The organism is Proteus terrae, from assembly GCF_003144325.1.
GTDB classification, from domain to species: Bacteria; Pseudomonadota; Gammaproteobacteria; order Enterobacterales; family Enterobacteriaceae; genus Proteus; species Proteus terrae.
Genome location: NZ_PENS01000019.1, coordinates 33,899 through 53,680, shown reverse-complemented (window position 1 = coordinate 53,680; position 19,782 = coordinate 33,899). Strand labels below are relative to the sequence as shown.

Annotated in this window: 26 protein-coding genes, 1 tRNA gene and 1 pseudogene; 14 read left to right on the top strand and 14 right to left on the bottom strand. The window is 38.9% G+C overall.

What is annotated here, in order from left to right:
• Window position 1 precedes the first annotated feature (1 nt).
• From DK857_RS17270 to DK857_RS17235, 8 genes are all read right to left on the bottom strand, one after another.
• The gene (locus tag DK857_RS17270; protein WP_069369143.1) at window positions 2–382 is read right to left on the bottom strand and encodes a hypothetical protein; all 381 of its coding nucleotides are present in this window, start codon (window positions 380–382) and stop codon (window positions 2–4) included.
• Entirely contained in the window at window positions 379–774 is a 396-nt protein-coding gene (locus DK857_RS17265) for a hypothetical protein (RefSeq protein ID WP_109402814.1), read from the bottom strand. Before DK857_RS17265 ends, DK857_RS17270 begins: the two co-directional genes overlap by 4 nt.
• On the bottom strand, window positions 771–1,409 hold the full coding sequence (locus DK857_RS17260) for a phage N-6-adenine-methyltransferase (RefSeq protein WP_109402813.1): 639 nt from the start codon (window positions 1,407–1,409) through the stop codon (window positions 771–773). Before DK857_RS17260 ends, DK857_RS17265 begins: the two co-directional genes overlap by 4 nt.
• The gene (locus tag DK857_RS17255) at window positions 1,406–2,527 is read right to left on the bottom strand and encodes a replication protein 15 (RefSeq protein ID WP_109402812.1); all 1,122 of its coding nucleotides are present in this window, start codon (window positions 2,525–2,527) and stop codon (window positions 1,406–1,408) included. The genes DK857_RS17260 and DK857_RS17255 overlap by 4 nt, the downstream gene beginning before the upstream one ends.
• 9 nt (window positions 2,528–2,536) lie before the next feature.
• Complete coding sequence (locus DK857_RS17250; protein ID WP_064720326.1) at window positions 2,537–2,716, bottom strand: DUF4222 domain-containing protein; 180 nt, start codon at window positions 2,714–2,716, stop codon at window positions 2,537–2,539.
• Window positions 2,706–2,915, bottom strand: coding sequence for a hypothetical protein (locus tag DK857_RS17245; RefSeq protein ID WP_109402811.1), 210 nt, complete (start codon window positions 2,913–2,915; stop codon window positions 2,706–2,708). Before DK857_RS17245 ends, DK857_RS17250 begins: the two co-directional genes overlap by 11 nt.
• Window positions 2,916–3,003: 88 nt before the next feature.
• Entirely contained in the window at window positions 3,004–3,462 is a 459-nt protein-coding gene (locus DK857_RS17240) for a YmfL family putative regulatory protein (protein WP_072065169.1), read from the bottom strand.
• A 51-nt stretch (window positions 3,463–3,513) separates the two neighbouring features.
• Window positions 3,514–3,777, bottom strand: a complete 264-nt coding sequence (locus DK857_RS17235; RefSeq protein WP_072065170.1) for a transcriptional regulator — start codon at window positions 3,775–3,777, stop codon at window positions 3,514–3,516.
• A gap of 124 nt (window positions 3,778–3,901) precedes the next feature.
• Between DK857_RS17235 and DK857_RS17230 the strand changes: the two genes are divergently transcribed.
• Window positions 3,902–4,585: an XRE family transcriptional regulator gene (locus tag DK857_RS17230; protein ID WP_072065171.1), complete on the top strand. Its 684-nt coding sequence runs from the start codon at window positions 3,902–3,904 to the stop codon at window positions 4,583–4,585.
• Here DK857_RS17230 and DK857_RS17225 read toward each other — a convergent pair.
• Window positions 4,568–5,455: a BRCT domain-containing protein gene (locus tag DK857_RS17225; RefSeq protein ID WP_109402810.1), complete on the bottom strand. Its 888-nt coding sequence runs from the start codon at window positions 5,453–5,455 to the stop codon at window positions 4,568–4,570. The two genes, DK857_RS17230 and DK857_RS17225, sit on opposite strands and share 18 nt — an antisense overlap.
• Before the next feature lie 142 nt (window positions 5,456–5,597).
• Between DK857_RS17225 and DK857_RS17220 the strand changes: the two genes are divergently transcribed.
• Window positions 5,598–5,801: a hypothetical protein gene (locus tag DK857_RS17220; protein WP_072070916.1), complete on the top strand. Its 204-nt coding sequence runs from the start codon at window positions 5,598–5,600 to the stop codon at window positions 5,799–5,801.
• A 225-nt stretch (window positions 5,802–6,026) separates the two neighbouring features.
• Here DK857_RS17220 and DK857_RS17215 read toward each other — a convergent pair whose 3' ends face one another.
• Entirely contained in the window at window positions 6,027–6,521 is a 495-nt protein-coding gene (locus tag DK857_RS17215) for a hypothetical protein (protein WP_109402809.1), read from the bottom strand.
• 192 nt (window positions 6,522–6,713) lie between these two features.
• Between DK857_RS17215 and DK857_RS17210 the strand changes: the two genes are divergently transcribed.
• From DK857_RS17210 to DK857_RS17175, 8 genes and pseudogenes are all read left to right on the top strand, one after another.
• Window positions 6,714–6,779 (top strand) — tRNA-Tyr (locus tag DK857_RS17210).
• A gap of 148 nt (window positions 6,780–6,927) precedes the next feature.
• On the top strand, window positions 6,928–7,302 hold the full coding sequence (locus tag DK857_RS17205) for a hypothetical protein (RefSeq protein WP_006533955.1): 375 nt from the start codon (window positions 6,928–6,930) through the stop codon (window positions 7,300–7,302).
• A gap of 65 nt (window positions 7,303–7,367) precedes the next feature.
• The gene (locus DK857_RS17200) at window positions 7,368–8,195 is read left to right on the top strand and encodes a YfdQ family protein (RefSeq protein WP_109402808.1); all 828 of its coding nucleotides are present in this window, start codon (window positions 7,368–7,370) and stop codon (window positions 8,193–8,195) included.
• Window positions 8,196–8,252: 57 nt separating this feature from the next.
• Entirely contained in the window at window positions 8,253–8,786 is a 534-nt protein-coding gene (locus DK857_RS17195; protein WP_109402807.1) for a hypothetical protein, read from the top strand.
• Window positions 8,779–9,275: pseudogene (gene ssb, locus DK857_RS17190) on the top strand (single-stranded DNA-binding protein). Before DK857_RS17195 ends, ssb begins: the two are co-directional and overlap by 8 nt.
• Before the next feature lie 68 nt (window positions 9,276–9,343).
• On the top strand, window positions 9,344–9,874 hold the full coding sequence (locus DK857_RS17185; RefSeq protein WP_109402806.1) for a hypothetical protein: 531 nt from the start codon (window positions 9,344–9,346) through the stop codon (window positions 9,872–9,874).
• 34 nt (window positions 9,875–9,908) lie between these two features.
• Entirely contained in the window at window positions 9,909–10,382 is a 474-nt protein-coding gene (locus DK857_RS17180) for a class I SAM-dependent methyltransferase (protein ID WP_109402805.1), read from the top strand.
• 64 nt (window positions 10,383–10,446) lie between these two features.
• Entirely contained in the window at window positions 10,447–10,692 is a 246-nt protein-coding gene (locus DK857_RS17175) for a pyocin activator PrtN family protein (protein ID WP_109402804.1), read from the top strand.
• 43 nt (window positions 10,693–10,735) lie between these two features.
• Here the strand turns inward: DK857_RS17175 and DK857_RS17170 are convergent, their stop codons facing one another.
• Together DK857_RS17170 and DK857_RS17165 are read right to left on the bottom strand one after the other, a co-directional pair.
• The gene (locus DK857_RS17170) at window positions 10,736–11,023 is read right to left on the bottom strand and encodes a DinI-like family protein (protein WP_072065180.1); all 288 of its coding nucleotides are present in this window, start codon (window positions 11,021–11,023) and stop codon (window positions 10,736–10,738) included.
• Window positions 11,024–11,076: 53 nt separating this feature from the next.
• On the bottom strand, window positions 11,077–12,159 hold the full coding sequence (locus DK857_RS17165; protein ID WP_109402803.1) for a tyrosine-type recombinase/integrase: 1,083 nt from the start codon (window positions 12,157–12,159) through the stop codon (window positions 11,077–11,079).
• 96 nt (window positions 12,160–12,255) lie between these two features.
• On the opposite strand from DK857_RS17165, the gene dusA reads away from it, so the two are divergent.
• On the top strand, window positions 12,256–13,290 hold the full coding sequence (dusA, locus tag DK857_RS17160; RefSeq protein WP_109402802.1) for a tRNA dihydrouridine(20/20a) synthase DusA: 1,035 nt from the start codon (window positions 12,256–12,258) through the stop codon (window positions 13,288–13,290).
• A gap of 67 nt (window positions 13,291–13,357) precedes the next feature.
• Here the strand turns inward: dusA and DK857_RS17155 are convergent, their stop codons facing one another.
• On the bottom strand, window positions 13,358–14,341 hold the full coding sequence (locus DK857_RS17155; RefSeq protein ID WP_109402801.1) for an NADPH:quinone reductase: 984 nt from the start codon (window positions 14,339–14,341) through the stop codon (window positions 13,358–13,360).
• Between the two features lie 153 nt (window positions 14,342–14,494).
• Between DK857_RS17155 and dnaB the strand changes: the two genes are divergently transcribed.
• Genes dnaB through DK857_RS17140 form a run of 3 tightly spaced genes read left to right on the top strand, consistent with a single transcriptional unit; the run spans window position 14,495 to window position 18,285 of the window.
• Window positions 14,495–15,904, top strand: a complete 1,410-nt coding sequence (dnaB, locus tag DK857_RS17150; RefSeq protein ID WP_023583065.1) for a replicative DNA helicase — start codon at window positions 14,495–14,497, stop codon at window positions 15,902–15,904.
• A 40-nt stretch (window positions 15,905–15,944) separates the two neighbouring features.
• The gene (alr, locus tag DK857_RS17145) at window positions 15,945–17,036 is read left to right on the top strand and encodes an alanine racemase (RefSeq protein ID WP_109402800.1); all 1,092 of its coding nucleotides are present in this window, start codon (window positions 15,945–15,947) and stop codon (window positions 17,034–17,036) included.
• 52 nt (window positions 17,037–17,088) lie between these two features.
• Entirely contained in the window at window positions 17,089–18,285 is a 1,197-nt protein-coding gene (locus DK857_RS17140; protein WP_075673062.1) for an amino acid aminotransferase, read from the top strand.
• Between the two features lie 104 nt (window positions 18,286–18,389).
• Here the strand turns inward: DK857_RS17140 and DK857_RS17135 are convergent, their stop codons facing one another.
• The gene (locus tag DK857_RS17135) at window positions 18,390–19,739 is read right to left on the bottom strand and encodes an L-cysteine desulfidase family protein (RefSeq protein ID WP_109394800.1); all 1,350 of its coding nucleotides are present in this window, start codon (window positions 19,737–19,739) and stop codon (window positions 18,390–18,392) included.
• Between the last annotated feature and the right edge of the window lie 43 nt (window positions 19,740–19,782).

Below are 19,782 nucleotides of genomic sequence, written 5' to 3'. Positions count from 1 at the left end.
ATCAAATATCTAGGCTAATCTGCCCGCCTCCATTGAGAGCTATTAAATGATTTCCTTTTTTAGATCTAAACTTCGCATAATGTGCTTGGCGATATATTTTGACCTGCTCAACTTCGTGAAAAATATAATTACGCCCAAACCATGCTTCCTGATGCTCACAAATGGGGCAATAATCAACAGAATCAAAACCACCTCTACTTCCTTTGTGCCAATGAATATTGCCGTGAAAAGTTGAGCAATTAACACACATAGGAGCGTCACATGTGTAAGCAGACGAAAACTTAGACAATAACCCCTTATCATCTCTCTCACCTATGTAACAAATGACTCCATCACACAATAATTCAGCTTCACCTCCACAAAACATGCACTTTCTACTCATAGGTGATTACCTCTTACTGCCCTCACTAATGAATCGTAGGGCTCAGTTGGTAATTTACCCATCAAAGAAAAATTAGAAGTGGCGCGTTTTACCCATTTGATTGTAGGTAGCTCGTGTTTTTTAGCCTTCTGAGTATTCAGCTTTTCAATGTAGACTGACTCACCTGATTTACGTGACTCTGTTATTGCTGAATAAACTCTTTCAGCATCTTTAGTTACTCTGTAACGTAATGGACGCTCTTCGCTAATTCTGACTAATGCGCCTAAAGTCCAAAGGTGTGCTAATGCTCTTGACGCTCCGGCTAAATTAGTGTCTAAATCACGAATAACAATGTCGCGATTAACTTCTTCGCCTGTTTTGTATAATGCTAGTATTTGCTCTGTGATTTTCATGCAACACCTCTCGATACAAGCCACTTCGCTTGCTCAACAAATGTTTTACCGATTTGCTCTAATTCATCACGATGAATGTAATCGAATTTTTTACCCGTCCATGTCTTATCAAATAAAACAATCGCACCAGCAAAAAATGCACCTGTTGGTTTCTGTTTTTCATCGGCTGGAACAAACCAATCAGGAACGTCAAATCCAACACGCCCACGAATAAAGCACACATGATCTGCATCTTCTGGCCACCATGTTTCTGACGTAGCTACCTTTAATAAAAAAACATATCGTCCGGATTTTTCGCGCATAGCTGACGCATGACTCATGATGTGACCAACCCCTGTTAATGGCTGCCCCTCATGATATGAATTACGGGAATAAGGGGGATTTCCGAATGCTGAACCACCGATTTCCTTGAGTTTTTCCGACCAGTCTTGAGTAAGCGCGTTATCTTCAACGGTGTAGAAGTGAGGGCATTTGCTATTTTGACCATCAGTAAATAAATCTAAACTGAATGGCCCATATTTAGAGTTGATACCGTAATAAAGGTTATCTGGTGATTTCCACTGATCGCCAATTTCTTTTAATTTATGAGCAGGTTGACTTTTTAATGCCTGTAATTTCAGTGCGTAATCAATCATTGCTGAACCTCCTGTGACATTTCAGTCGCTTGTTTCCAAATGCTGTTCCATGCTTGACGACCAGAAAACTCACTCATACGACGAATGCCTGTCTTACCAGCTAATTCAAGTGCGATCTCTTCAATACGGTTTTGAGGTTTAGAACGAGAACCAATCAAGCGTGAGAAAGCGCTGTCACGTTCAACGGTATCAACTTGAACCTTTGGCTCATCCTTTGGCTTTTGGCTACGAACGATCAGCTCATCAAAGTGTTTACGTAATTTACGAGGGCTTAAAATGTTTTGGTGCCAGAATGAATCTTTGTTGGCCCAGTCGAACAACGCACAAATTTGCTCATGAGTCCGCCCATCGATTTGACGCATCAAACGAATATCGTTCGCCCAGTCATACCAAGTAGGCTCTAACGCAGATGGATTCAGTTTTTTAACACGACCAAACATCCATTTTGCCGTTTTCAAATCACCTTCATCGCCCCATTTTTGGAAGTTAGCGCTGTAAATCACCGCTTCTGGATAACGAGTTAAAAAATCATTTTTCGGCTGGTCGCTGGATTCGTTAGAATTCTGCGACGAAAGGTCTTTAGTGATCTGTAAGTTTTTATCTGAGTTAAGATCTGTATAAAGATAGGATTCCTCACTTTCGACGTTTCCATGATTCTGCATTTCTGCGGTTTCCATTCCGCAGTTTCGACGTTCCGATTCCTCACTTTCGACGTTTCCATTCCTCACTTTCGACGTTTCAGAAATAGACGGGAAAATCATAGAGATAAGTTTATTACCATCTATTTTGTAATGAGTAACAGGCGTGCCATTAACCTTTTTTGTCTTAGTTTCAATGACACCGGGAAAATACTTCTTGCGTAATTTATCGACGAGGCGTCGAGCTTGCTCTTCACCAGAAAGCCCGTGAATTTCTTCTGCCAGCTCTTCATGGCTTTTATAAAACCAACCATCATCAGCACTTGATGAAACACCAGACCAGAAGACAAGTTGATTTAAAATTGCAGACAAGGCGTGAGCTTGCTGATCACCTTTGAAAAAATCTAAATAGGGAACAGGAATAACAATGACGTTTTTCTGCCCTGACATAGCTTGTACAACATCAAAAATAGTCGTCATAGCAACGCCTCACTTAACTCTGGTGTATTTCTCTTTAAATCGTTGTAATGGTTCACATTGCGGGTCGTCACATCCATCCAGCATAAAAATAACGCGCTGTTTTTCTCTGTCATAACGAACAACATGAACAACGATACCTCGGTGATTTTTGTAGTAGCGATCGAGTTGATTTGGGTTCTCATTGCTCATTGCCTCGCTCTCCACTCAAGAAATAGAAATCAGCCCATGACTTTTTAAGAGACTGTCTATCTACCAAATATGCAGGTTTCTTGTAGTTGTCTGGTTGTTCGTCAGAGGCTATGATTTCTACATAGCGAAATGACTGACTACCCGAGACAGGTAAACAACGGAATTGCTTTTTAGGTATTAAATGCGCTAATCTACTCATGCTAATTTCTCTTCACACAATTGAAATTTGCAAACCGAAGCCAGAGGCCGTACACCTTTGGCTTCACCCTTTCTGGATATAGCCATCTTTAATTTCTCTTTTGATGTAACGAAACAAACGCATTCATAAATGTGCGGGTCTGTGAAATTAATCCATCCAACATCATTTTTATCTTTTGCTCTTCATCACCATCAATAACGCCATCAGCTAAACTATCTTTCATCAATAAGGCTAAACGCCCTTGCATTTCGTCAACATTGCTTCGTAATGTGAATAACTCGGTTGTATCTAGTTCAGCTGGATTGACTCTATCCACCAACAAGCGATTTGATTCACGAGCAACAAACTCAGCAAACAAAACGGTTTTAGAGATATCCTGCATTGCTAACAGCTCGTTTAAATCAAACGAACGACAACCGTTTTTCTCATAAAGCTTGTTGTTGAACGATGTTAAAGACAGACCAAGCGCACCAGCCATTGCCTCACGCCCACCAGCTGTTGCCTCACACATTTCTTTCACTACCTGTTTTATTGATTGGTTACTCATTTCCTACCACCCTTGGTGATTTCTTGTAGTTAACTGTTTTAAAAGGTTTTGCTATTCTTTTGGTAAGCCATCGGTTTTATTTGGATAGAGATCAGGACGCAGTTGATCCCTTGGTATGCCTGTTGCTAGTTCAACTAGTAAAACTTTATCTGAAGGAATTCGTTTATTTCTGTTTAGCCAATTCCATACTTGCTGTTGCTTTACGGTCTTACCTGATATGCCTGTTATTAGCTTCGCTAGGTGAGTCTGCCCACCTGACTTATCGATTGCCTTTTTTAAACCGATCACGCAATCGGTACTGATTGTTTTATTCATAACACCCCCTAGTTGTTAATACAACTTAATGATAATGCATAACAACCAAATTAACAACATAAAGGTGTTGGATGAATGAACACTTAAAGTTGTAAAATACATTCACAAACAAGCGGAGGTTGTTATGTCGATTGCAGAAAGACTGTTATCTGCCAGATTAAAGGCGGGGTTAAGTCAAGCGGATTTAGCGGATAAAGTAGGAGTTAGTCAGCAGTCTATTCAAAAAATTGAATCAGGCCAGACAACATTTCCTCGCAGAATTGAAGATATTGCACACGCAGTCGGTGTCTCTGCTCACTGGTTACAGTTTGGTGCACCAGATGAAAACGGTTCTAAAACAAACTTTGAAGTCAAAGAATGGGAAGATATTAGGTATCATAACGATGATTTTGTTGGTATCCCTGTGTTGGACATAGAGTTATCTGCAGGTTCTGGAGCTAATGCAGAGTTAATTGAACTGGAAGAGTACACTTATCCGTTTCGCAGAGATGAGTTGAGGAAGCATAACGTTAGTGCAAATGATGCTCGTATAGTAAAAATCATTGGAAATAGTCTATACCCCGTATTAAATAGCGGTGATTTAGTAGCGGTAGATGTTAGTAAGAGAGATATACGAGATGGTGATCTTTACGCAATACGTGATGGAGTTTTGTTGAGGGTGAAAATATTAGTTTATCAGCCAGATGGCGGAATAATTATTAAAAGCTTTAATAAAGATGAGTACCCAGATGAGCAGCTCAGTAAAAACGAGATGGCTGCTCGAGTACATATTATTGGAAGGGTTTTTTGGTCATCGAGAAGCTGGTAGTGATTTAATTAACAACTCTTCTGTTATTATCTTTACATTAGATTTTCCGCTATCACGATCAAGGATGGCTTTTTCTATTTTTCTACCGTAACTTGAAAACCTCCAATCTCGAGAAGACATAGCTCCAATTACAAGAAAATGAGTATTCTGTGTCACTCTATCAACAATTGAGCCACCAGCGCTGTTAACTCTTTCAGCTACAGTAGCTCTTTTTCCTGATATAAAACTACCAGTTAAACAGAAAGATGAATTTTTGACCTCCACTGCATCTAATTGGTCGCAGGGTAATATAGAGGACATGCCGTCCACAACACCGTATTCAAGATCTGTACCGGAGAAATCAACTAAAGCTTGATATAAAAGCTGACTTTCGTCTTTATTGATCACCCCGTCTTTTTTTATTCTCTGAATAAGTTCATAAAGATATTTCCCAGGATAATCTTTTTTTAACTGGCCATTCTTAGATAACCACCAATCGAGATAGCTTATCTCATCAACTTTGAGCTTTTTATCTGCGATTATCCCCTTGCAAAGCCCAATTAATAAATTTACATCTGATTCTTTTGAATACAAGTCAACACTAGGCATATCCATGATTGACTGTTGTACGCTTTTTAAGGTTTGAACTAGATCTAATCTTTCTTCTTTGGTTACAACTCCATCATCTAAAATTCGAGTAATTCTATCCTTAAGTAGTTGAATAAATGAGTTATCGGATATTTGATGAGCCTCATTAAGCCATGTAGTTATATATAAAATTTCAGTATCAGATAGCTCTCCGTCGGAAAGAACACCATCAATGATTGATATTAAATTAGCGAATAACTTGTCGCGATTTCTTTTGTAGTTAAATGCAGGGTTAGCGTTCATATATCCTCCTTTGAACTTATAGTTAAATTTTATTTAAGACAAATCAAACAACATAAAGTTGTTGACTTTTGCATTTTTACAACTAATATAACAACCAAAAGGTGTTTTAAATGAGGCGCTAATTACAACTTAGGTGAAGCAAATGACAACTGAACCAGTAATCATACCGCCAGCCAATTTCACTGATGAAGATATCGTTGCTTGGATGAAAGATAAATTATCTTCTGTTGATCATCTGCTTGAGCTTTATGCTAAACGTGGGGAGCTGGTGGCTGACTTATCAAAACTGGATGATGAAATAGACGAGTACAGAATCAAAAGTGCTATTCAGACCCAAAGAAAATGATTTTTATGTGTGAAGAGAACGTGTGAAGAGAAACAACTGTGTGGAGGGAAATTGGCGTGAGTAATGCTACTAATAAAAAACAAAACATCAGGATCTATGCCTTAGTCTTTCATAAGAACGCGCTAACTCTGTCAACCGACAATATTTATGAAGATTTTTGGTTAGAACTACATAAAACCGTCGGTTGGCTTAAGTTTGTAAAACATAGTGAAGAATCTGAATTTGTTAAGAACGGAGCACTGTTTGTAGCCACTGAACTGCGTCCGGTATCTGATTCAGCCCCTTACCCAGTAGTTGAAGCACAATGTGTTTTGTGGCGTCAACGGGAAGCTCTTTTAAGCGCTGCAAATACCCTTTCCTTTCTTCTGGGTCAGGGACGTTTAAAGTAATGAAATCACGAATTTCATTTAATGTTTCATCATGTAGTCTGACTGTAATTACTTTAAGAGAGGTGGATATACTGCCTTCCTCAGTAAGTAGATTTATAGCATGTCTAGTTGCTTTTATTAGTGTAAGTTCAGGAAATGTACCAGCCATTACATGGATTACTCCACCGGTTATCATTTCCTCTTCACTAAGATATGCAATGTTTTTTAATAAAATATCATCATCAATGTCAGAAAAATCTGACGGTATATTTTGGGGTTGAATAGCATTAGGGTAATCCTGTACTGCAATTTCCAGAATTTTTAATTGTAATGCTCTGCTGAAACCTGACATTTTAACATTCTCTTGGTTGTGTCGGATCTTCCAAGAATACCACCACCGCCTGAGGTGGGAAAATAATCAGGCACAATATTTGAAGTGTGAAGAGAAACAATGGCTGGCTGAGTCTTAAACCATTAACGGGGGTGTGGTGATAATGTTCTGCTCAGTCAGCCATTTTTATAGAGTTAGTTTTAGGATTGGTGAATGCGTGTAGCTCAACGGTAGAGCGAGGCCATAAAGCTGGGGTTGTGGGTTCGAATCCCGTCACGTAAGTAGGAGATAAGCACCTACCACCAATCACTAAAACTAACTCAATAAGCAAGGGTACTGGCATTATTTGTGAAATGTCTTATCAGGATTATGTCAACTCGCTAGTGCCCTTTCTTATTGTGTGAAGTGATAACGTGAGGTTATAGAAATGAGCCAAGAAGATCGTAAGACAAATGTTCCCGACTTTCTTTCCGAATTGGACGCTGGCGTTTTTGAAAATAAAGTCTCTGCTGTTTTAAATGATGTGGCTTTAGGCGTTTTAAATAATGGTGGAAAAGGCAAGGTCACTATTGAATTAGATATTGCTCGCCTTAGTAATTCAATGGAAGAAAAACGAGTTGAAATAACTCATAAACTTAAATTCTCTGCACCAACACCACGCGGAAAACGGGCTGAAGAAGACACCACCAAAACACCAATGTACGTGGGTAAAGGTGGTAAGTTGACAATTATGCAAGAAGATCAAGGTCAATTATTTTCTTTGCAAGGTCAGCCCGACGGGAAATTAAAATCCGTTAATTAGTTTCCTTATTTTTAATTAAACCTATCCATTTAATTTAATGCTTTTAAATAAGTAGGAGTTTATTCATGTCTCAATTAGACGGTAATGCTATTTCGCAAATTCAAAATATGGCGGTGGCTTCATTAAGTCTCGATGCAATAGAGAAGTCTCTTTGCCCTGCCATTGTCCTTCCTAATGACTTTAAAGTAAGTAGTTTAGAAAACTTACAAGAAGGTCGCTTCCGTTTCCGTGGTGAAATGAAAACAACAAGCATCAGTGATTTTGTTAAATACTCAATCAAGAATGCAATTGATGAAGGTGTTAGTTGCTTTATTGATGCCAATGAAATGAGTGCCAAAACTATTTTCAATATCGGCACAATTGGTGAGCCTGGTCATGCTGATAATACGGCTCTTGTGAAATTAAAACAAACAGCCCCATTCGCAGCACTATTAAAAATTGATGGTGTTAAACATCGTCAAAAAGAATTAGCGGAATGGTTAGAAGACTGGCGTGATTATTTAATGGCGTTCGATGCTGACGGTAATGTTCTAGATATCAAACAAGCTATTTCTGCTGTTCGCCGTATTACGATTGAATCAACACGCTCTGCTGAACATGAAGATCACGATTTTAGCGCCAAACGTTCAGTATTAGAAAATGTTGAAGCAAGAAGCAAAGATGTTATGCCAACAGCATTCCAGTTCACCTGCACTCCGTATGACGAGTTAAAAGAACGTAGTATTAAATTGCGTTATAGCGTGCTTACTGGCGGTGATGTTCCCGTTTTAGTGCTTCGTATTGTTCAACTTGAAAACCTTGAAGAACAAATCGCTCAAGAGTTTCGCAATCTACTTTGTGATGAATTTGATGAAAGTGAAATCGAAACATTCATTGGTAAATTTTCAGCGTAAATAATAGTACAGATGCCACTGATCTGGTGGCATTTATAGAATTGTGTGGAGAGAATAATGACTTATATTGCAACAGCAACAAATAAGCACTTCAATTACCTCGATGTACGGATCGAGGATATTGATATTCAAGATATTGCAAGTGGACTTGCTAATGAATGTCGTTTTAATGGGCAGCTTGATAATTTTTATTCTGTTGCTCAACACTCTGTATATGCGAGTTATTTAGTTGCACCTGAATTTGCATTGGAAGCCCTACTTCATGATGCTAGCGAAGCTTATGTCAAAGACCTACCGTCACCACTTAAAAATCTATTACCTGAATATAAATTAATTGAATTGCGCGTGGAAAAGATGATCCGCAAAAAGTTTGGGTTACCAGAAAGCATGTCCGATGAAGTTCATTTTGCTGACGTGATGATGTTAGCAACTGAAAAACGTGATTTAGAAATCGATGTTGGTAGTAATTGGCTAATGCTTGAGGGCATCCCAACTGGTGATTTTGTTGTTAACCCACTAACACCACCACAAGCAAAAGCCGTATTCCTGCTCCGCTTTAATGAGCTTTATAAGGGGTCTGAAAATGGCTAACGGATCAGTAAACAAAGTAATCCTCATTGGAAATTTAGGGCGTGATCCTGAAATTCGTTATCTACCCTCTGGCGGTGCTGTTGCCAATTTAGCTGTGGCCACATCAGAAAAGTGGCGTGATAAACAAACGGGTGAAAACCGTGAAAAACAGAATGGCACCGTGTCGTTCTATTCGGAAAACTCGCTGATATCGCCAGTGGCTATTTATGTAAGGGCTCTCAAATTTATATTGAGGGCCAACTACAAACACGCGAATGGGATGATAACGGTGTTAAACGCTATACAGCAGAAATTGTTGTAAAAGTTGGTGGTTCGATGCAGATGCTAGGTGGTGCTAATAAATCAGTAGGTTCACAACCGGCACAGCAAAACCAACCACCAGCTCAACCTCAAGCCCAAAATAATCAGCCACCAATGGATTTTGAAGATGACATCCCTTTCGCACCGATTGGGCTTATGTATCCACGCCATTTTATTAATGTGATTTAGGTACTCATGTAACAATAGATTAGTCACATAGATGTGAGTATGATTCCCATTTTAATTAAGGAGGGATTATGAACAATAGAGATTGGATTGATTGTGTAGTTATTATTTCTAACGTGGTTTCTGGAATGGGTGTATTTATAGCTATCTGTATTTATTTTGACCAATGTAGGAGAGAAAGAAAAAAAATAAAAATAATTAAAAAAAATTTAGCTATAGAGCTAATCAATATAAAAGATAACGTAAATAATGCGCTTGATATCATTAAAGACAAAATTAGAGAGGAAAAAACAAAAAATACAGAAAATAATAATACTCTAATCGAAAAATACGATAAAACAAACAATCTTTTATTTTTCAAAATAAATATAACAACCCTTAAGTTTTATTATGAAAAGTTAACGTCACATGATTTGCTCTTAACAAGAAATATAAGTGATTTAATTGATGCTACAAGTGAATATAACTCAATAATAATCGACATTAAAGAAAATAATAGTTTAGACTCAAACTTATTCTTATCAGAAAAAAAATTAGAAATTGAGCTAACATGTAATTACATCAAAAATAAAATACATATAATTAATAACTCTCTACACTAATACTATTTTTTATGAATAAATTATTGGAGATAAGATGAAACCAATACTTGATATGTGTTGTGGTTCTCGCATGTTTTATTTTGATAAACAAGATGACCGTGTTTTATTTAATGATATTAGATCAGAAGAACATATTTTATGTGACGGGAGAATTTTAAATATAACACCAGATATTATTTCTGATTTTAAAAATCTTCCTTTCCAAGATAATTCATTTTATCAAGTGCTATTTGACCCACCTCATTTAATTAGAGTTGGTAAAAATAGTTGGATGTTTAAAAAATATGGTTCGTTAAATAAAGATTCATGGAAAGAAGATTTAAAAAAAGGATTTACTGAAGCATTTCGTGTGTTAAAGCCAAATGGAACCTTATTGTTTAAGTGGAATGAAACTCAAATATCCGTTAAACAAATATTAGCTTTAACCAATGAAAAACCAACTGCCGTTCAGCGTGTAGGGAAAAACGATAAAACACATTGGATGGCGTTCTATAAAAAAAATCAGTAAATAATTACCACCATCATTAACTAATATCTATTTAAACTGTGTACGGACAGTGTGGAGAGAAAATATGAATACAGTATTTTTATTGTTAGCTGAATATGAAACGTCTCAAATTCCTCTATCTGTTGTTGCTGAGAAATTCCTTAGCATATCGCCTTCTTGGGCTGATAAAAAAGCTAACCTTGGCGAGTTACCATTTCCAACATACAGGGATAATCAAAAATCAGGAAGATTGGTGCATATTGTAGATTTAGCGGAATGGATAGATAAAAAAAGAGAAACAGCAAAACAAGAATTTGAACACCTTCAATGAGAAAAACAAGCTGGAAAATAGATATAATCCAGCTTGTTATCTTTTACTTATCAAAATATTCAAGCTCATCAGAGTTAGACGACTCAACCTCAGGCATCCAGCTTGTATCGCTCCATATTTCTTCTAATGCATCGGTTATTTTGTCTTTTTTTTCATTTTTCTTTAGTCCATCAATGATTAACTTTGTTTGTGACCCCCACAAAGCACTAACCTCCAACTCAGAGTAAGAAGGGGAAAGTTTCTTTTTTACTTCTTTTTTCAGCGCGTTAAACATATCAGGATGGGTATTTTTTTGAATTGCTTTATCAAAAAATAATTTTATATGAATCATGAACACCTCCATTTACTGTTTATTTATACAGTATAATTTAGAGGTGAAAAAGATCAACTTTTATTCAATTTATCAAATTTATCATGCAATGATTTGGGGTATAACTCTGTATATACCTGCCAAAGAACATTTAAAGATCTGTGCCCTGTCACTTGAGCCACCTCTTCAATACTAAAGCCAGCTTCAAATAAACGACTTGCCCCTTCTCTTCTTAAGTCATGATATCTAAGATCTTCAATCCCTAATGCGTTCCTGGTGCGCTGAAAACCTGCAGTAACTGATTTAGGGTTATAAGGGAAAATTCTATCACTTGTTTTTGGTTGGCGACTCAGTATTGCCCATGCATCCCCCAGTAAAGGCACTGACATGTGGTTACCTGATTTTTTACGCGGATCTTTTCTATCTCTAACAATTACTGATCTGTTTTTCTCGTCAACGTCTGCCCATAGAATTTTGCACACTTCACCAATTCGCATGCAACTAAGAATAGAAAAATCTAAAATATCAACATAAGGGATAATGCACTCTCTGTGTTCGCTTCGTTTTTTAAGCGCTTCTCTTAGTTGTTTTAATTCTTCTTTTTGAGGTCTACGACTACGCCGTTGTGATTTACCAATCAATCCCATTTGAATGAGTAACGGGCGTGCCTCATACGCTGGATTAGCCGTATATTCTATACCATAGATAGGTTTTGCCGATTTTAATACCGAGGTCAAATAACTAACATCATGGTTAATGGTTGAGGGTGATGCACCTGATGCGTGTCTATGTCTGCAATGATCAACAATATGTGAAACGGTAAGCTCTGTTAGCCCATATTTAGACAAATCAGAATCAAACAGCATTTCTAAAACATACCGTTTTGTTCTTCCTGCTTTCCCGCCAAGATCTGGATCATTTAAATATTTAAACAGTAAATCCCTGACTGTTATTTTTGTTGCATCAGTTGGATCTGGTATGCCGTTTTGCTCTAACTCTAAAACACGTTTAGTTCCCCATGTTTTTGCATGAGCCTGTTTGGTGAACGTTCTGCTTTCATTATAAATTCTCTTTCCACCAGCTTTCACAGAAACGGAACATCTGTATCGAGCAGTGCCGTCTGCTCTATCGCGTTTTGATATGGTATAGTAAGCCATCTCTATATAAATCCTCTCTCACTCTCAGCGGGACACCAAATTTTGGCGTCCTCACTGGTGTCCTGATAAAGAGAAAATACACTAAAATGGGTTATAATGCACGAAAACACACCAACCAGTAAAACATTAGAAAATAAGCAAACGCAAGGCATTCAAGGCAATTACCCACTTAATAGGTTCTCTGTTGCGCCGATGCTAGACTGGACTGATCGTCATTGTCGTTATTTCTTTCGTCAATTAAGTAAAAATACGTTGCTTTATACTGAAATGGTCACAACAGGTGCCATTATTCACGGTAAAGGTGACTATCTAAAATACAGTGAAGAAGAACACCCAGTTTCTTTACAGCTAGGTGGAAGCGATCCCCAAGCTTTGGCGCAATGTGCAAAATTGGCACAAGAGCGTGGCTATGATGAAATTAATTTAAATGTGGGTTGCCCTTCAGATCGCGTACAAAATGGGCGCTTTGGTGCTTGTTTAATGGGAGATGCACAACTCGTCGCGGATTGTGTGAAAGCGATGCGCGATGTCGTTGATATTCCTGTCACAGTAAAAACACGTATTGGTATTGATGATCAAGATAGCTATGAATTTCTATGTGATTTTATTGATACGGTTAGCCGTGATAATAACTGTGATACCTTTATTATTCATGCACGTAAAGCATGGCTATCAGGCTTAAGTCCGAAAGAGAATCGTGAGGTTCCACCTTTAGATTATCCTCGTGTTTATCAGTTAAAGCGTGATTTCTCGCATCTCACTATGGCGATTAATGGTGGTATTAAGTCACTAGAAGAAGCGAAGGAACATTTAAAATATATGGATGGTGTTATGGTTGGTCGTGAAGCTTATCAAAACCCATCTATTCTAGCGCATGTTGATCATGAGCTTTTTGATAATCAGTTGCCTATTGCTGATGCCGTCGCGGCAGTAAGAGCAATGTATCCTTATATTGAAAAAGAGCTTTCACAAGGCACTTATTTAGGTCATGTAACTCGTCATATGTTGGGAATTTTCCAAGGTATTCCAGGTGCTAGACAATGGCGTCGTCATTTAAGTGAAAATGCCCATAAACAAGGTGCTGATTTATCTGTTTTAGAAAATGCTCTTAAATTTGTCACTGAAAAATAATTGAAGAATAAGTATTTAAAACCTGTCTACTTTATTTCAAACAGGTTTTAAATCTTACAAATAATAATTAAGGAATAAGTAAGCTTGATCCTTGGGATTGTCTACTTTCAAGATAACGGTGTGCATCTTTCGCATCTGCTAAAGCAAATTTCTGATTATCAGGTACACTTACATTAATTTTACCGCTACCAATTAATGCAAATAACGCTTCACTTGCAGCATCTAGCTCTTCACGCGTTGTGATATAACCTGAAATAGATGGGCGCGTGACATACAAAGAACCTTTTTTATTGAGAATACCTAAATCAACGCCAGTTACTGCACCTGATGCGTTACCAAAACTCACCATTAAGCCACGACGTTGTAAACAATCTAATGAATCTAACCAAGTTGCTTTACCAACAGAGTCATAAACAACGGGTACTTTTTGGTTATGAGTCAGCGCCAAGACACGTTCTACAATCGACTCAGTCTGGTAATTAATCGCTTCCCATGCGCCTGCGGCTTTTGCTTTAGCAACCTTTTCATCACTACCTGCTGTACCAATCATTTTTGCATCAATTGCTTTCGCCCATTGGCTTGCAATTAAACCAACGCCACCAGCGGCTGCGTGGAATAAGAAAGTTTCACCTGCTTGTAATTTATAGGTTTCATTGAAAAGATAATAAACCGTTAATCCTTTTAAGAAAGAGGCTGCTGCTTGTTCAAAAGAGATATTATCAGGCAGACGTGCCACTTTATTTTCTGGTACATTATGCGTATCGCTATAAGCCCCTAGCGAAGATTGCGCATACACAACTCTGTCCCCTTCTTTTAGTGAAGTCACTTTAGCGCCTGTTTTGATAATAATACCCGCAGCTTCAGTGCCTAATCCACTAGGGAATTGGCTTACAGGATATAACCCACTACGTACATAAGTATCAATATAGTTAATACCAATTGCCTTATTCACAACCTGAACTTCATGATCGCCAAGAGGAGCAGGTGTAAATGTTACTAACTCAAGAACATCTGCATCGCCATGAGTTGCAAATTGAATACGTTTAGCCATTACTTTCTCCTTTATAGGATGAGGGGTTAAATAAGCAAGCTCTAAAGACCTTTAGTGATAATGACAAAGGATAGCTATTTCTACAAGGCACAGATAATTGGGTTAGCGTATACTAGAGCGTAATGACACTTTTTCGATTTTTATGCAGGATTTATGGCCAGAAATAAGACCACTGACAAGCTGATGTCTGATATCAAAGACCGACAAATGGAGGGATTAAAGCTACCTCCCCATTCGCTGGAAGCAGAGCAGTCCGTGTTAGGCGGTCTGATGATAGATAATGAACGTTGGGATAATGTTTCTGAACGAGTCACCGCGGAAGACTTTTATAGCCGACCTCATCGTACTATTTTCTCGCAAATGCAACGCTTGCTGGAATTAGGTAAACCTATCGATCTTATTACGCTATCAGAAGCATTAGAACAAAATGCCGAATTAGACAGCGTGGGGGGTTTTGCTTATTTAGCTGAGCTTTCAAAAAATACCCCAAGCGCAGCGAACATTAACGCTTATGCGGATATCGTCCGAGAACGTGCGGTTGTTCGCGATATGATAAAAGTTGCCAACGAAATTGCAGATGCAGGTTTTGATCCCCAGGGACGCACCAGTGAAGATCTACTCGATTTTGCCGAATCTAGAGTATTCCAAATCGCTGAAACCCGAGCCAATAAAGACGAAGGCCCTAAAGCAATAGATGCAATTTTAGAAGAAACTGTTGAAAAAATAGAACAGCTCTATCAAAAACCTCATGATGGTGTCACTGGGGTTTCGAGTGGTTATCAAGATCTTGATAAAAAAACTGCAGGATTACAAAAGTCAGATTTAATTATTGTCGCAGCACGTCCTTCTATGGGTAAAACCACATTTGCCATGAACTTATGTGAAAATGCGGCAATGACCGAAGAAAAACCTGTACTTATCTTCAGTTTAGAGATGCCCGGTAACCAAATCATGATGCGTATGTTGGCATCATTATCTCGTGTCGATCAGACAAGAATTCGTACAGGCCAGCTTGATGATGAGGATTGGGCTCGTATTTCAAGCACCATGGGCATTTTGCTTGAAAAACGCAATATGTATATCGATGACTCATCAGGTTTAACCCCAACAGAAGTACGCTCTCGTGCTCGTCGAATTTATCGTGAACATGGCGGTTTAAGCCTTATCATGATTGACTACTTGCAGCTAATGAGAGTACCTTCATTATCTGAAAACAGAACACTAGAAATTGCTGAAATTTCTCGTTCTTTAAAAGCATTAGCTAAAGAATTACAAGTTCCTGTGGTTGCACTATCACAGTTAAACCGTAGTTTGGAACAACGTGCTGATAAACGTCCTGTTAACTCCGACTTACGTGAATCAGGCTCTATTGAGCAAGATGCTGACCTTATCATGTTTATTTACCGTGACGAGGTTTACCACGAAAGTAGCGATTTAAAAGGTGTTGCAGAAATCATCATTGGTAAACAACGTAACGGCCCAATTGGTACAGTAAGACTGACCTTTAACGGCCAATGGTCACGCTTTGATAACTATGCTGGCCCTGCTTACGACGATGAATAATCACTAACCTTGACTTAATTAAAGGAAGTATTGGAATAATATGAAAGCGGCAACCGCAGTGATAGATCGCCGCGCTCTGCGTCACAATTTTCAGCATGTGAGAGACTATGCCCCACATAGCCACCTGATAGCTGTCGTGAAAGCAAACGCTTATGGTCATGGGTTATTAGAAACAGCATATACCCTAATGGATAATGCCGATTGTTTTGGTGTTGCACGTATTGGTGAAGCATTAACCTTACGAAGTGGGGGTATTGTAAAACCCATTCTCCTGTTAGAAGGCTTTTTTGATGTCGTTGACCTGCCTATTTTAGTCGTCAACCACATTGAAACCGTTGTTCATAGCCAAGAACAATTAGAAGCATTAGAACAGGCTGACTTAGATGAACCCGTCAAAGTATGGATGAAAATCGATACGGGTATGCACCGCTTAGGGGTACGTCCTGAAGACGCACAAGCCTTCTATTTACGTCTTTCCGCCTGCAAAAATGTACAACAACCTGTCAATATTGTGAGCCATTTTAGTCGTGCTGATGAACCCGATGTTCCTGAGGCGACACAAAAACAAATCTCGCTATTTCAAGATTTTATTCAAAATAAAGCCGGTGATAAGTCTATCGCAGCTTCTGCTGGTATTTTATTTTGGCCTCAAGTCCATTATCAGTGGGTTCGCCCCGGCATTATCACTTATGGTATCTCTCCTACTGGTGATGAAAGAACGGGAAAAGACTTTGGCTTAACCCCTGCAATGACGCTAAAAACAAGCCTGATTGCTGTTCGTAAGCATAAAGCCGATGAGCCTGTTGGTTATGGTGGCACATGGGTAAGTGAAAAAGACACTTATCTTGGTGTGATCGCAATTGGCTACGGCGATGGTTATCCTCGCAGCGCACCTTCAGGTACTCCTGTGTGGATAAATGGTCGAAAAGTACCCATTGTTGGTCGTGTTTCGATGGATATGATCAGCGTCGATTTGGGGACTGAACTGATTGATAGTGTTGGTGATGAAGCTATTTTATGGGGAGATGTGTTGCCGGTAGAAGAAATTGCCAAATATAGTGGTATTAGCGCCTATGAGTTGATTACCAAATTAACCTCGCGCGTCATCATGGAATACCTAGACGAACAATAATACACACGATATTGTATCCCTATGACACACTAAAAGTGATTGGAGAAGAGCCGTGTTTCAACAGGTTGAAGCGTTTCCGGGAGATCCGATTCTCTCATTGATGGATGTTTATAACAAAGACCCACGTCAGGATAAAATTAATTTAAGCATTGGTCTTTATTATGACGAAGAAGGCAAGACCCCTATTTTAGGAACAGTTTCAGTTGCACGTCAGCAACTCAATGCCATGACCCCCACCGCAACACTTTATTTACCAATGGAAGGGCTGGCACCTTATCGTAGCGAAATTCAAGATCTCCTTTTCGGTGCAGATAATCCTCTAATTGCAGAAAAGAAAATTGCCACGATCCAAACATTAGGTGGATCAGGTGCATTAAAAGTGGGTGCTGATTTTCTGCATCGTTATTTCCCAGGTTCAGAAGTGTGGATAAGTGATCCAACTTGGGATAATCATGGTTCTATTTTTGCAGGCTCAGGCTTCAAAGTGAATCACTACCCTTACTTTGATCCTGAAACCAAAGGCGTAAAATTTGAAGCTCTGTTAGATTGCTTTAAAAAACTGCCTGAAAAAAGCATTGTATTGATGCACCCTTGCTGCCATAACCCAACAGGTTCCGATCTAACTAAAGATCAATGGGATCAAGTCACTGAAGTATTGAAAGCTCGCCAAGCCATCCCATTCTTAGATATTGCTTATCAAGGCTTTGCCGAAAACTTAGATGACGACGCTTATGCTATTCGCACTATGGCAAAAGCAGGATTACCGATACTTATCAGTAACTCTTTTTCAAAAATATTTGGGATCTACGGTGAACGTGCAGGCGGATTATCCATTGTTTGTGATAATGCCACTGAGTGCGAACACGTATTAGGTCAGCTAAAAGCAGGTGTACGCCGTATCTATTCAAGCCCTGCAAACTATGGTGCGCAAATTGTCAATAAAGTGCTATCAGACCAAGTTTTAACTGCACAATGGCAAAAAGAAGTCGCGCATATGCGTGACCGTATTAAAGAAATGCGCGTGACTTTAGTCGAAGCTTTAAAAGTTGCTCTGCCTGAAAAGAATTTTGATCATCTATTAACTCAACGCGGTATGTTTAGCTACACCGGCTTTACACAAGCACAAGTTGATAGATTACGTGACGAATTTGGCATTTATCTTGTCGGTACGGGTCGTGTTTGTATGGCAGGTGTTAATACAGGTAATGTTCAACGCATTGCCCAAGCCTTTGCTGCTGTGAGTATCTAAGGCAATCAACGTGATTTCATAATAAAAAATACCTGCCTATTCTCATAAGCAGGTATTTCTTTTTACTGCATCACAACATCACTATCACTTTAGGTTTTCGCCTTTTATATATTGACAGCTTGCTTCTTTTCCCCAGCATTACGACGCGCTTTTTCTTCCATAATCTCAATGATTTGAATATCTGTATGTTGCATTGCACGACTGGCTAATGCACAGAGATTCGCTATTGAGCTATCGACATCGTCACTGACAATACCATCAGTTCCTGCAACGCTTTGATTTTGCATCGCCATTAATACGGCTTTATAAGCACTCGCTGCACTACTTGATACTTTCATTGCACAGCTATTCGATGCGCCATCACAGATAATGCCACTGATATCACCAATCATACTGTTAATAGACATACTGACAGTGGTGAAATCTTTTGTGAGTAACCATGCCATTCCTGCAGCTGCTCCCATTGAAGCGGTTGTTGCAGCACAAAGAGCGGAAAGGGGTGGAAAATGGCTATGAACATAAATTGCCATTAAGTGAGATAAAACCAACGCACGCAGTAAGGTTTCATCATCTGCTTTGATAAATTCAGCAACAACCATCACAGGCAATGTTGCAGCAATTCCCTGATTGCCTGAGCCTGAATTACTCATTGCGGGTAATACTGCTCCCCCCATGCGAGCATCAGATGCGGCTGATGCTCTGATCATGATTTCATTAAGTAAGTCTTTACCTAACAAACCTTTCTCTTGTTGCAGAATTAAGGTACGACCAATGGCTAATCCATAGGTGTTTTGTAGCCCCTCTTCCGATAAAGCGCCATTTAAACGAGCGGCATTGAGCATAAATTCAATTTCACTCACTGGCACATTAAGTGCAAAGTTATAAATATCTTCAGCACAAACATCAGTAAAAGGTTTTTCATCAGTACATTCGCAATTATTGGTAAGCGCTGATTTATCTTCCTCAAAAACAACGTTACCGTTACATTCACAACGAACAACGTGTGTATGCTCTCTTGCAATACTGACGATGGCATAACCAGATTGGCTATACACTTTCGCTTCAGAGTAAAGAACATCTTCACAGGGTGCTTTTACACCTACTGTGACTTTACCTTCAGCAACCAGTGTTTTTGCTTGAGCAACTGCATCAGTGGATGCTTTTAACAAGACCTCCAACCCTGCATCAGGATCTCCTCCTGTTGCACCTAATGCTGCTGCAATAGGTAGCCCAGCCATTCCCGTTCCCGGCACTGTTACGCCCATTCCGTTTTTCATCAAGTTTGGTGAAACCCAAGCTTCGACACGAACAACAGGCTCGCCTAAAAGTGCAGTTGCTTTCGCTGCTGCCAATGCTAATGAAATTGGCTCAGTACAACCGACTGCGGGCTTAACACCTTCACGTAACTGACGAACAAACTGTGACCATAAATGAGAATTTTTGTTCTGGCTCATAATCTAACACCTTGGATTAATTTAGTTTTTAAAAACAACTCCT